Annotated in this window: 13 protein-coding genes; 10 read left to right on the top strand and 3 right to left on the bottom strand. The window is 35.8% G+C overall.

Annotated features, from left to right (window positions below):
• On the bottom strand, positions 1–1,406 hold a 1,406-nt coding region (locus JZO69_RS15485; protein WP_207113725.1), incomplete at its 3' end, for a DUF5776 domain-containing protein.
• Between the two features lie 256 nt (positions 1,407–1,662).
• Here JZO69_RS15485 and JZO69_RS15480 point away from each other — a divergent pair.
• From JZO69_RS15480 to JZO69_RS15455, 6 genes are all read left to right on the top strand, one after another.
• Positions 1,663–4,554: a sigma-54-dependent transcriptional regulator gene (locus JZO69_RS15480; protein ID WP_207113724.1), complete on the top strand. Its 2,892-nt coding sequence runs from the start codon at positions 1,663–1,665 to the stop codon at positions 4,552–4,554.
• A gap of 251 nt (positions 4,555–4,805) precedes the next feature.
• A complete protein-coding gene (locus JZO69_RS15475; protein WP_207113723.1) occupies positions 4,806–5,300 on the top strand; it encodes a mannose/fructose/sorbose PTS transporter subunit IIB in 495 nt (164 codons plus the stop codon).
• Between the two features lie 281 nt (positions 5,301–5,581).
• Complete coding sequence (locus JZO69_RS15470; protein WP_207113722.1) at positions 5,582–6,580, top strand: mannose/fructose/sorbose PTS transporter subunit IIA; 999 nt, start codon at positions 5,582–5,584, stop codon at positions 6,578–6,580.
• A gap of 33 nt (positions 6,581–6,613) precedes the next feature.
• Positions 6,614–7,420: a PTS mannose/fructose/sorbose transporter subunit IIC gene (locus JZO69_RS15465; protein ID WP_010762081.1), complete on the top strand. Its 807-nt coding sequence runs from the start codon at positions 6,614–6,616 to the stop codon at positions 7,418–7,420.
• 23 nt (positions 7,421–7,443) lie between these two features.
• On the top strand, positions 7,444–8,355 hold the full coding sequence (locus JZO69_RS15460) for a PTS system mannose/fructose/sorbose family transporter subunit IID (protein WP_207113721.1): 912 nt from the start codon (positions 7,444–7,446) through the stop codon (positions 8,353–8,355).
• Between the two features lie 128 nt (positions 8,356–8,483).
• The gene (locus JZO69_RS15455) at positions 8,484–8,861 is read left to right on the top strand and encodes a DUF956 family protein (protein WP_207113720.1); all 378 of its coding nucleotides are present in this window, start codon (positions 8,484–8,486) and stop codon (positions 8,859–8,861) included.
• A 50-nt stretch (positions 8,862–8,911) separates the two neighbouring features.
• Here JZO69_RS15455 and JZO69_RS15450 read toward each other — a convergent pair whose 3' ends face one another.
• The gene (locus tag JZO69_RS15450) at positions 8,912–9,724 is read right to left on the bottom strand and encodes a DUF1129 domain-containing protein (protein WP_207113719.1); all 813 of its coding nucleotides are present in this window, start codon (positions 9,722–9,724) and stop codon (positions 8,912–8,914) included.
• Complete coding sequence (locus JZO69_RS15445; RefSeq protein ID WP_207113718.1) at positions 9,721–10,050, bottom strand: PadR family transcriptional regulator; 330 nt, start codon at positions 10,048–10,050, stop codon at positions 9,721–9,723. The genes JZO69_RS15450 and JZO69_RS15445 overlap by 4 nt, the downstream gene beginning before the upstream one ends.
• Before the next feature lie 251 nt (positions 10,051–10,301).
• Here JZO69_RS15445 and JZO69_RS15440 point away from each other — a divergent pair, with 251 nt between their 5' ends.
• The 4 genes from JZO69_RS15440 to JZO69_RS15425 all read left to right on the top strand — a co-directional run bounded on the left by JZO69_RS15440 (position 10,302) and on the right by JZO69_RS15425 (position 13,372).
• Positions 10,302–10,829 (top strand): HdeD family acid-resistance protein, encoded by a 528-nt coding sequence (locus tag JZO69_RS15440; RefSeq protein ID WP_207113717.1) that lies wholly within the window; start codon positions 10,302–10,304, stop codon positions 10,827–10,829.
• Between the two features lie 18 nt (positions 10,830–10,847).
• Complete coding sequence (locus JZO69_RS15435) at positions 10,848–11,249, top strand: hypothetical protein (RefSeq protein WP_207113716.1); 402 nt, start codon at positions 10,848–10,850, stop codon at positions 11,247–11,249.
• Positions 11,250–11,372: 123 nt separating this feature from the next.
• Positions 11,373–12,161: an HNH endonuclease gene (locus tag JZO69_RS15430; protein ID WP_207113715.1), complete on the top strand. Its 789-nt coding sequence runs from the start codon at positions 11,373–11,375 to the stop codon at positions 12,159–12,161.
• A 119-nt stretch (positions 12,162–12,280) separates the two neighbouring features.
• Positions 12,281–13,372, top strand: coding sequence for a DUF5105 domain-containing protein (locus tag JZO69_RS15425; protein WP_207113714.1), 1,092 nt, complete (start codon positions 12,281–12,283; stop codon positions 13,370–13,372).
• Positions 13,373–13,394: the final 22 nt, after the last annotated feature.

The raw sequence follows: 13,394 nt of genomic DNA, 5'->3' as shown, positions 1-13,394 counted from the left end.
ATATCCAGGACTTCGAACATCACGCGTGTTGCAATAGGTTCTTTCTGAACATCAAATTCAGGTGAAGTGTAGTAAAAATCGCTAGTAACAATCTTAACAAAGCCAGGATTAGTAGTGAAATAGTTGCTCATGTCTTGTTTTTGTACATAGATTTTGTTAGCAGATAGATAGCCCTTCTCACATTTTAAACGAGGATACCCCCATTTTGAAAATTCAATATCCAGGACTTTGACCATCACTCCTTTTGCAATAGGTTCTTTCTGAACATCAAATTCAGGTGAAGTGTAGTAAAAATCGCTAGTAACAATCTTAACAAAGCCAGGATTAGTAGTGAAATAGTTGCTCATGTCTTGTTTTTGTACATAGATTTTGTTAGCTGATAAATAGCCTTTCTCACATTTCAAGCGAGGATATCCCCATTTTGAAAATTCAATATCCAGGACTTTGACCATTACTCCTTTTACAATGGGTTCTTTCTGAACATCAAATTCAGGTGAAGTGTAGTAAAAATCGTTAGTAACAATCTTAACAAAGCCAGGATTAGTAGTGAAATAGTTGCTCATGTCTTGTTTTTGTACATAGATTTTGTTAGCTGATAAATAGCCTTTCTCACATTTCAAGCGAGGATAGCCAAATTTTGAAAATTCAATACCCAAAACCTTAACAATTACGCCTTTAACAATTGGTTCTTTTTTTGTAGAGAATTCAGGTGAAGTGTAGTAAAAATCGTTAGTAACGATTTTAACAAAACCAGGATTAGTAGTGAAATAGTTGCTCATGTCTTGTTTTTGTACATAAGCTTTATTAGCTGTCAGGTATCCTTTGTCCGTTTTTAAACGAGGGTAACCATCTTTTGAGTATTGGATAGCATTCACTTGGACAATTGTACCCTTCGGAACAGTTGATTTTTTTGTTGTGAAATCTGTGTTTGTATAATAAGAGCAATCTGTAATAGTCTTGACAAACCCAGGATTATTTGTAAAGTATTTGGATAGATCAATCTGTGGACCAAGATCTTTAAAATGAATATAACCATCTACTGCATTTTTATCAATCCATCTTGTTGCGTAGTTTCCAGAACCAGCTGGATTATTGTATTCCTCAATCAGAACATTGTTTCCGCTAATTTCTGCTACCCATGCTACGTGAAACTTAGCATTCCACCAAGCAACAGAGCCAATAGTTGGATTTTTGTCTACTTTATACCCCATACTTTGGGCATTATTCCCCCACACATTTGCATTCCAATTACTAGGTGGTCGTGTGATATTAAATTTATTCACAACACTTAAGCGATTCGCTACAAAAGAGGTACATTCTCGAGTGTACATTCCCCACGTATCAATGGCACCGTCTAGTGGTAAGTTTCTCCATTTTGCTGGATAGTCATCTCCAATTTTAGCCATAATAATTTCCTTCTTTCTTTTTTATTTATATATTTCGCAGCTGCTATATACAGTTTAACGAAAACAGGAAACTTCCACCTATCAATATCCAATCACTTTTCACTCAAAGTTTGTTTCATGTGAAACATTCTAATAAAAAGGTTATTAGTATACTTTTGAATCGATACACTGTATGATACACATAAAAATAGTGTATTCTTTATTGTGATCTAGCTTCATAAGCTAGTGTCGCTTTTAATAGGAAGGAGGCGTAAAAATGAAGCGTATTGAACGTATCTACCTTTATGTAAAAGAACAGACTGAAAATTTAACACCAAGCGATGTTTCTCTGGGAGGCGGTATGACAACAGGTGATGTGTCAGAAGCTTTGGATATCCAACGAACGAATGCCAGCAAAGACTTGAATCGACTTGTTCGAGAAGGACTTCTAGAGAAAACCGAGGGGCGACCGGTTAAGTATGTGGACAAAGCGATTTTTAAGTACCAACCGTTGTCCAAACCTGTTAAAAGCTATCGTGAGCGCAGTCTAATGGAAGCTCAAACGAATACACCACAGGTACATAAGCCTGCAAGAAAATTTGCTGGTGATGATATTTTTAAGGAGATGATTGGTTCTACTGGAAGCATGAGAACACCAGTGGAACAAGCAAAAGCAGCGATTTTATATCCTCCAAAAGGTCTAAACTGTTTGATTACAGGACCAACTGGATCTGGCAAAACGTATTTTGCACATGCGATGTTTCAATTTGCACTATTGAATCGTGTAATCGAGGCTGATAAAAAACTAGTTGTCTTTAATTGTGCGGACTATGCGCATAATCCTGAACTTTTGATGTCGCATCTTTTTGGTTATGCGGAAGGGGCATTCACTGGGGCAACGAAGGCTAAAGAAGGTATCATTCATGAAGCGGATGGTAGTATTTTATTTCTGGATGAAGTTCATCGCTTACCGCCTGAAGGACAAGAGATGGTCTTTTATTTTATGGATCATGGAACTTATTCAAGATTAGGAGAAACAGTAAAAAACCGTAGAGCTGATGTGCGAATTATCTGTGCAACAACCGAAAATCCAACCTCGTCGTTATTGAATACTTTTGTTCGAAGAATACCGATCATTATTCAGCTGCCTAATTTTGTTGATCGTCCAGCGAAAGAAAAAATTGATTTACTCAGAGTGATGATTTCTATGGAAGCTTCGCGAATTCAGCGGAAAATTTCTTTATCAGAAGATGTTGTAAAAGCGTTGATCGGCAGTGTTTCTTATGGAAATGTAGGGCAATTGAAATCAAATGTACAATTAGTGACGGCAAGAGGTTTTCTCAATCATATCGACCAAGATGAATTAGCTATCACGATTGATGAATTAACGGATAGTATTAAAGAAGGCATGATGCAGTTGGCAAGTAATCGTGATGCACTGGCTGAGCTATCTAAATATTTGGAACCACAAATGATTGTCTCTCCGAATGAACCGCTTGTTACGATTCAATCAGATTCTTATGAATTGCCATATAATCTTTATGAGATCATTGGTGATAAGGCAGCATTGCTCAAGGCGGATGGGTTAGATCAGGAAGTGATCAATAATTTTATCACGACAGATATCAATGTCCATTTGAAATCCTTTTATAAAGACCACGGTTTCACTTTTGATACAGAAAATAAACTGGCGGAAATTGTCGATCAGCGAATCATTGATGTGACAAAAGAAATCTATAGTTTCGCTAAACAAAAACTGAATTACAATTTTCAATCTAATTTTATTTATGCGATGAGTCTTCACATTAGTTCCTTCTTAAAACGAATCCAAAATGGTGAAGAACGCCAACATCAATTAAACGAAAATATCCGAAATATGGTCTTGGATTATCCAATAGAATTTGAGACAGCGCAAGAAATCAAACGAATCATTGCAACCAACTATCAGATGAACATCCCTGATTTTGAAACGTATTACTTAGCTGTTTTACTGATTTCATTAAGAGAAAATAAGGACGCTGGGCGGATCGGTATCGTGGTGGCAGCTCATGGAAAAAGTACTGCTACAAGTATGGTTCAAGTCGTTTCCCAACTATTGAATGTCGATAATCTAAGGGCCGTCGATATGCCTTTGGAAATGCAGCCCAAAGAAGCGTTGCGTCAAATTGTTAATGCAGTGAAGGAAGTCAACGAAGATAGTGGGGTTATTCTTTTAGTTGATATGGGTTCATTGGCTACTTTTTCAGATGAAATAACGCGTCAAACTGGAATCGATGTCCGAACTGTGGATATGGTCACAACACCGATTGTTCTAGAAACAGCTAGAAAAACGACCTTGATCGATACGCAATTAGATACCTTATATGATTCATTAAAAAATTTCCAAGGCTACGCGGGCATTCATCATGAAAAAGAGGATCCTTTAACACCTTGGAAAAAGCGTGTGATCATTGCGATTTGTGCTTCTGGTGAAGGCACGGCTAAACGAATGAAGGAAATGATCGAAGCAGCTGTTCCACCTCAATTAAGTTTAGAGTTGGAAGTATTACCATTGTCTATTATCGATATGAAAGAGCAATTGATTGCCATTCAAGAAGAATATTGTGTGATTGCGGCAACGGGCATTACCGATCCTAAAATCGCTACACCATTTATTCCGATGGAAACTTTCTTTTCTGGTGAAGCAGAATCTGTGATCAACCAGTTATTGATGGACAACGATATGTATGTTGAAACGCAAGAAATAAATGAAATAGCGGCTAAAAAAATCTGTATTGATTATATGGAAGAAAGTTTTACGTTTATCAATCCTAAAAAAGTGATCGACCCACTTTGGGAATTTACAGATATCATCAGAACCAAGCTTGAATTGCAGTTAGATTATTCTTTTTATGTGAATTTAGTCATGCATTTAGCAGGAATGTTGGAAAGAGTGCTGCAAAACGATACACTGACGCTTACAAAAGAGGAACTAAACCAAATTACAGCTGAACCAAGCTATGAGGTTGTAATGAAAGCAGGTCTCTATTTAAAACAAACCTTCAATGTAGAGTTACCGATGGAAGAAGTCTATTATATTATTCAGCTGATTAAAAATACGCAGATAAATCAAACACAAAATACAGAAGATACACTAGAAGAGACACACAAAGAAGATACACTATTTTAGTGTATCTTCTTTGTGTATTTTCTTAAATAATCCCTTATTTTTTCTATGTAATTTATAATACACTAATTTTGGCACGAAAATTGCTTTAAATATAAGTAGGTAGGAGAAATCTGCCTTTTGTTCAATCAGTTTAACTAATTTGCCTGATTTTGTTGGTCATTATTTTGGTAATAAATAGATGAACATAGTATTTTATTAATAAAGTATTAAGAATTTGCCAAGCAGATTAATGAGATGAAGGAGAACAGCACATGATGGATATTCGTTTAGTACGAATCGATGATCGTTTGATTCATGGACAAGTTGCGACTGTCTGGACTAAAAGTACCAATGTAAATCGGATTTTAGTCATTAGCGATGCCGTTGCACATGATACCTTAAGAAAAGCGCTGTTAGTTCAAGCGGCTCCTCCCGGGGTAAAAGTAAATGTTATTACGGTGGATAAGATGATCGACATTTTTTCTGATGAACGTTTTGACAGCTTAAAAGTAATGTTGTTGTTCACTAATCCAGAAGATGTAAGGCGTGTAGTACAAGGTAATGTAGTATTCAATTCAGTCAATATTGGCGGGATGAGCTTTTCAAGTGGTAAACGGATGATCACAAATGCGGTTGCTGTTAATGAACAGGATATCGCAGCGTTTAAGTACTTAGATGATCAAGGAATTGCTTTAGAAATTCGTAAAGTAGTTGCTGATAACCAAGTAGATTTGATGGAATTACTGAAAAAAGAACAGTTAGTATGATTTTTTCTTTTTCAGGTTCTATATAGATAGAGTTGCAGAAGCGATGTCAATTGTTGAAGCTGGAATTCATAGAATTGAAAGGGGCGGTCAAATAAGTAAAAGCAGACGATAGTGATCATGAGTAGAAGATTATCAAAAATCATCGTATTGGCTAAAGAAATCATTGAAAACAAAGCTGTATAACGCATTTTTTCTTTATATCTATTTCTAGTGGAAGTTTTCAAGTCAATTGATGATAGTAATGATAAGGTTATTGAAAAAAATATAGGAGGTATCAAATTATGGTAGGAATTATTATTGCTAGCCATGGGGAGTTTGCTCAAGGCATTTTACAATCCGGTTCCATGATTTTTGGTGAACAGGAAAAAGTACAAGCAGTTGTATTGATGCCTAGCGAAGGCCCAGACGATTTAAAAGCCAAATTAAAAGCAGCAATCGCAACGTTTGATGAAGAAGACGAAGTATTATTTTTAGTCGATCTATGGGGAGGAACACCGTTTAACCAAGCGAATAGTCTTTTTGAAGAGCATAAAGACAAATGGGCGATCGTTAGCGGATTGAACTTACCAATGTTGATTGAAGCATATGCGTCACGCTTCTCAATGAACTCTGCGCAAGAAATTGCAACGCACATTCTTGAAACAGCTAAAGAAGGCGTAAGAATCAAGCCTGAAGAGTTAGAGCCTGCTGAAGCACCGAAAGCGGCAGTTGAAGATGCACAACCAAAAGGTGCATTACCTGAAGGAACAGTTGTCGGTGACGGCAAAATCAAGTACGTTTTAGCTCGTGTGGATTCTCGTTTACTGCATGGTCAAGTAGCGACTGCCTGGACAAAATCGGTTTTACCAAATCGAATCATTGTTGTTTCAGATGCAGTGTCTAAAGATGATCTGCGTAAGAAATTAATTGAACAAGCGGCTCCTCCTGGGGTTAAAGCAAACGTTATTCCAATCAGTAAAATGATTGAGATTTCAAAAGATCCACGTTTCGGCAATACAAAAGCATTACTACTATTTGAAAATCCAGAAGATGTGGTAAAAGTAGTTGAAGCAGGCGTAGATATCAAAGAAGTCAACGTTGGTTCTATGGCACATTCAGTCGGCAAAGTAGTGGTAAGTAAAGTATTATCAATGGGACAAGAAGATGTTGAGGCGTTTGAAAAACTAGAAGACTTAGGCGTTAAATTCGACGTTCGTAAAGTACCGAATGATTCTAGCGCGAACATGGATGAAATCCTTAAAAAAGCAAAACATGAGTTGGCACAAGCACACTCAAAATAATCCAAAAATTCAAATGAAAATAGGAGGCTTATCATGTCTATTATAACAATTATTTTAGTAATTCTAGTTGCCTTTCTAGCTGGTATGGAAGGGATTCTAGATGAATTCCAGTTCCATCAACCGTTAGTGGCATGTACCTTGATTGGTTTAGTAACAGGAAACTTGGAAGCCGGGATCGTTCTTGGCGGAACATTGCAAATGATCGCACTTGGTTGGGCGAACATCGGAGCCGCAGTAGCACCGGATGCGGCATTAGCATCTGTTGCATCAGCAATTATTTTAGTATTAGGCGGACAAGGTGTTAAAGGTGTTCCATCAGCAATCGCAATTGCAGTACCACTTGCAGTAGCAGGTCTTTTCTTAACAATGATCGTTCGTACATTAGCTGTACCGATCGTTCACATGATGGATGCAGCCGCTGAAAAAGGCGATATTAGAAAAATCGAAATGTTACACATTTTAGCAGTATGTATGCAAGGGATTCGTATTGCGATTCCAGCAGCTGCACTTTTATTCATCCCAGCAGAAACCGTTCAATCAGCATTGGAATCAATGCCAGCTTGGTTAACTGAAGGTATGGCTATCGGTGGTGGTATGGTCGTAGCCGTTGGTTACGCACTAGTAATCAATATGATGGCAACAAAAGAAGTATGGCCATTCTTTATCATTGGTTTTGTTGTAGCAGCAATTTCTCAATTAACATTGATCGCACTTGGTGCTCTAGGTGTGGCTTTAGCGTTGATTTACTTGAACCTTTCTAAAATGGGCGGTTCTTCAAATGGTAGCGGCGGTGGAAGCAATACTGGTGATCCACTTGGCGATATCTTAAATGATTATTAATCCTGAAGGAGGAGAGAAGAGAAATGGCAGAAAAAATTGAATTATCCAAAAAAGATCGTTTAGCCGTTGCATGGCGCTCTACATTCATTCAGGGCTCTTGGAACTATGAACGTATGCAAAATGGTGGTTGGGCATTCTCAATGATCCCAGCAATCAAAAAATTATATAAAACAAAAGAAGATCAATCAGCAGCATTAAAACGTCACTTAGAGTTCTTTAACACGCATCCATACATTGCGTCACCAATTTTAGGGGTAACGTTAGCACTAGAAGAAGAACGTGCCAATGGCGCTCCTGTTGATGATGTAGCGATTCAAGGGGTTAAGGTTGGTATGATGGGACCTTTAGCTGGTGTTGGAGATCCAGTATTCTGGTTTACGATTCGTCCAATGTTAGGTGCCTTAGGTGCTTCACTTGCAATCGGTGGAAACATTCTTGGCCCAATCATTTTCTTCTTAGCTTGGAATATTATTCGTTGGTCATTTATGTGGTATACACAAGAATTTGGTTATAAAGCTGGTTCTAAGATCACAGAAGACCTTTCAGGTGGTTTATTGCAAGATGTCACAAAAGGTGCTTCGATTCTCGGAATGTTTGTACTGGCGGCGCTCGTGCAGCGGTGGGTATCAATCAAATTTATGCCGATCGTATCCACAGTTAAATTGGATAAAGGTGCGTATGTTGAATGGGATAAACTTCCAATAAATGGAGAAGGTCTACAAAAAGCATTTGAAGAAGTTGGCTCAGGTAAAGCACTCTCAGCAATGAAAGTAACGACTTTACAAGATAACTTAGATCAATTGATTCCTGGATTAGCCGCTTTACTATTAACATTCTTCTGTATGTGGTTATTGAAGAAAAAAGTTTCTCCAATCGTTATCATTCTTGGTTTATTCGTAGTCGGCGTACTTGGCCACGTAATCGGTTTACTATAATCCATCTATGAGTTTTATGCTTGGGATAAAGCCACTTGGTTTTGTCCCAAGTTTCATTTACATAGCTTAATGAGTTGAAAACACATATAATAGAGACTATAAATCACAGAAGAAATGGAGCAGATAACATGGTTCAATCACTGAATACACAAGTAGATTTCATAACAGATGCCACCGCTTTTACGGGACTTACGGATTATGGAAAAATTATGATCGGCGATAAAGGTTTTGAATTTTATAATTCTCGTGATAGCCGAAAATTTGTTCAAATTCCGTGGGAAGAAGTAGATTATGTGATCGCTTCTGTGATGTTTAAAGGAAAATGGATTCCTCGTTATGCGATCCAAACGAAAAAAAATGGGACGTTTACGTTTTCTTCTAAGCAGCCTAAAAAAGTGCTTCGTGAAATGCAGGAATATGTAGCGCCTGATCATATGGTACAGTCATTAGGATTTTTTGATGTAATCAAACGTGCATTTCAATCGATTGGTAAGAAAAAAGGATAAATAAAAAAGGAAGCCCACTTTCTATTAAGTGTGTTTCCTTTTTATTTATCCTAGTTTTTTCTAAACTTTTGGTTGTCTCTTACAACACCAAGGATGCTGACAAGAATAATGACCACCCAAAGAATAACCCGCAAGCCAGTTGAAACAAAAATCGGATTCACTATCCCAAGCAAAACAGCACCTTCCAATACAGCGAAAAACGTTGTGATATAGATGCCAGCAGCGTTGTTCATTTTGAAGCGGAATTGTACGATTAATAGACTGATTGATAGAATAAACAAGATAGCCGCAAAGGCTTGATGAGAGAGCAAGACATAGCCGACAATACCATCCATTTTCCTATCAATAATAGGTGTTAAAATACTTACCATCCAGAAAAACAAAGCCAGAAAAGTGAAAAAGTAACTTTTTTTCCTATCGCTTGCAAAGGCTGAATATTTGATTGAAGTAAGTCCTAATATTGCGGTTACGACTAAAAAAATCACAGGTAGCACGGTGTTGAACCAATTTATAGAAACAACTGGCTGTAATAGTAGATCGAATAGATTATATTGCAGAAGAATCAAGAAAAAAACAAATAAAAATTTACTCCAATATTTTTCAGAATCATTTGGCAGTTCCGCTAAAATACTATCGCTGATTTCTTTCGGATTTTTTCCGAAAAATGCTTGTGCTGAGGTGCCATTTTTTTGTGCATCTAAAATATCTTGCAAAATTTCCAAGAGAATTTCTTCGGTTTGGCGTTCCTCTTTATTCAAATTTACACGGATATAAACAAGAATATCTTCATAGTATTTCTTATTTTCAGGATTTAGCTGCTTTCTCAGTTCGTTGTTTTGTTTGATTATATCTGTTGTTTTCATTTTAACCCCTCGTTTTCTAAAATGTTATTTACTCCTGTTGAGACCAATAACCATTGTTTTTCAAATTTTTGTAAATAAGCTTCGCCAGTTGATGTTAAAGAATAGTATTTTCGTTTCGGTCCTTCAGAAGAAGGGCGCATTTCCCCGGTGATCAATTGTTGTTTTTGAAGCTTGAGTAAGATGGGATAAATACTTCCTTCACTGACCATATTCAAACCATAGTCTGATAATAAGGTGATCATTTCATAGCCGTAAACTTTTTTTTTTTGAATAATTTTTAAGATACAGCCTTCGAGTAATCCTTTTAGTATTTGGGTAGTATCCAATTAAGTCTCTCCTTTTGAATAGGTATGTTGTAATACAATATACCAGAAAGCCCACTATGTTGTAAAGCAATATAGTGTTCATTACTAAAGCAATCGATTTTCTTACATTTAATATATAAAAGATGATTCTAGGATATTTATGAGAGATAAATACAGTTTGTTATTTTTTAGACCTTTTGTTTTGACCTAAACTTTTTTTAGGAGTACCATAAAACTAAAGAAAGAAATAAAACAGGAAGAAGTGGGAAATTATGAATGAAACAAGCAAAAGAGGTATAGATTGGGGATCTTTGGTATTAGGAATTCTCTTTGTATTAACATCATTATTATCATTTCAAGATCCAGCAGGTAATTTAATTGCTATTGTAATGGTTTTTGCTATATTTGCAATTTTAAAAGGAATTTTTGAAATTTTCGCTCGTAACAGAATGAAGGAATTAACAGGATACAAAGCGTATGCACCAATTGTTTTAGGTGTAATCGATATTATTATCGGTGTGTATTTCTTATTTAATTTAAATATCGGGGTTGCTGCTCTACCTTTCATTTTTGCGATTTGGTTTATCTTAGACTCTGTTTTTGGACTATTTGCTTTAGATTTGGCGAAATCAGTTAGTACAGGTTACTTTTGGTTTACATTAGTTGTGGATGTTTTGGGAATTATTTTAGGGATCATGTTATTGATGAATCCTTTATCTTCCGCACTGACATTAAGTTTTCTAGTTGGATTTTATTTTATGCTTTTTGGTATCACACATATCGTTTACGCATTTAGATAAGACAAGGAGGAACGAGTAATGGCAAATTATGCAGAAAAAGAAGCAAAATTAGTAGAAAAAATCGGTAAAGAAATGGATAAGTTAGACGTAACTCTTGGAAAAATGGAAGACACTGACAGCAAAATCAAACATTTTTTTGAACAAGAAAAAGCGTTGCATGAAGTAAAATCAATTATCCGCAAAGAAAATAAGATCGAAAAAGAAGAACAAAAAGCACATGATAAAGCAGTTGAAAATGCTGAAAACTGGATCGATAATCAAGATTCATTAGTTTATCAAATCGATGCTGAAATCGATAAACTAGAAACAACTTTAGGAAAACTCGACAGCGATGAAAATAAAGTGAAAAGCTATTTAGAACAAAAAAAGGCGATTCATGAAATCAAAAAAATCGTGAAAAAAACAGAAGAATTAGGTTAATGACTGATTCTTAATTGAATAAGAAAAAATAGAGGATGATCTTTTCAGATCATTCTCTATTTTTTAAATTAGTTTAATTAAAAAAATACGTTATAATAGAAAAAAATATAAAGGAATGACCTCATGAGCTATCACCGATTTAAATTACCTAAAGCTTATTGCCCGAAATGTTCAAGAAAAGTAGAATTACTTTTCCCAGAAGATTCTTCAGATCTGCCAGAATTTTATATATGTTTTAAATGCAAAACAGTAGGACAATTCGGAGTGGGTGAATTATCTACTAATGACTTTTCAGCTTTTTCAAAAGAAAGAAAAATAGAAATCCAAGAAACGGTTGAAGAAATTCCAGATAAATACATTTATAAAGCGCAAGGCAGTCAATTACGTTTAGAAGAAAAAACAGATACGTATAAAAGGCGTTGGCTAAGCCTTTATGAATATGAAAAAGCCTTCGGAGAAAAAGTAGGATTTGAAACGATTGATTTTAGAGAAGACAAGCGATTATGTAAATGGTGTAATCAACCATTAGAAGGACGTCGAACTTCTTTTTGTTCCGATCGCTGCAGTCGAAATTATGGAAAAGCAACATTTTTTAAACGGGGTATTTCAACATTACCTTATAGAATAGCAAGTAGAGATCGTTTTTATTGCAGAGTTACAGGGGAAGATTTGGCGATAACGAATCGATTTGGTGTCAGAATACCTGCAAGCAGTCATCAAATGGAAATTCATCACTTGGCTTTTGTATCAGAAGGTGGAAGCGATCATGAGACGAATCTCTTAACGGTGTCTAAGCAAGTACATAAAGATTACCATCTAGGTGTGGCGTACGCTGTTAATGCGATCGAGGCAATTAAAGAGCAACAACTCCTACTTTATCATAATAAAATGTATACAGAAAAAACAAAATAATAAATAACACGGATAAATTCTCAGAAAATTAGACTATTTCTCAGAAGATTGAGATAAAACAGGCCCCTTACTATAGTAAAATAAACAGAGTGTTCAAGAAATAGTAAGGGGAGAATAGAATGAAAAAATTGGGGTTAGTCTTTTTATCAGCAGTTGCGATCATTTCATTAGCAGCATGTGGAGGATCAGGTTCATCTGGGAAAAGCGACAAAGATAGCAAAACAGAAAAAAAAGCATCAAAATCTAAAATCGCTTCTATCTCAATCGATGAAGGGGAATATATCGTTCCAGAAGATAAGGAAGTAGAAGAGGGCGAAGGCTTTTTAGCATTGAAAGTAACAATCAAAAATGAGACCGATAAAAGCTTAGATATGAGCGCAGATGATATCATGCTTTATGATGGAGACGACAGTAAGATTGAGGCACTAAGTCTTTATCTAGATGACAGTAAAACACAGCTTCTTTCATATGAAAAAATTTCTGGTAAGAAAAGTAAAACGGGCTACATCGTGTTTCCTGTAGAGAAAAAAGCAAAATACAAATTGCATTTTGAGCCTAGAATTTACGAAGTTGAAAAAGAACCAAAACCGATTATTTTAGATGTTGATGCATCTGAGTACAAAGACCACAGTGAAGATTCAGTCAAGGCAGTAACTGCGTTTATTGATGAAGTATTTTTAGCGACTGAAAACAAAGATTATAATGGGCTTGTAGCAAATGAGCGCGATGAAGCAGTTAAAAACTTTGATGAAAATTTCAATAAAGCAATCAAGAAAAAATTCTATGACTATAAAGTAACTGATGAAGAAGGCTTAGCACTTGCCAAAGTCTTTAGAGAAGATAATGCGAAAGTAGCAACTGTTAAATATGAAATTGCTTCTTATTTTTCAGATGTCGCTGAAGTGACCGTTAACATGGAAGGATTGTCTTTCAAAGAGATGGAAGATGATATGGAAGCTGTGAACAAAGAATATTATGAAGCACATAGAGATCAAGAATATGATGAAAGAAGTAAGGCAGCTGAAAAAGCAGTATTAGATAAACTACCTGAAATTTTCAAAAATTCGAAACCTGTTAGCATTGATAGCTACGGCGAAGGTTTTAAAGTAATGTTGAAGAAAAAAGAAGATAAATGGGAAATTCAAACAAAAGGTTCAATCAATTATTTTGATAATCTAGAGCAAGCGTTCCGTGGAGATCTATTTAACTAAACAAAAAGGGTGTAAAGCAAAA

Origin of the sequence: Candidatus Enterococcus ikei, assembly GCF_017316105.1 — a bacterium.
Taxonomy (GTDB): Bacteria; Bacillota; Bacilli; order Lactobacillales; family Enterococcaceae; genus Enterococcus_L; species Enterococcus_L ikei.
The sequence above is the reverse complement of the archived record's forward strand: the minus strand, read 5'-3'. Positions and strand labels throughout refer to the sequence as shown.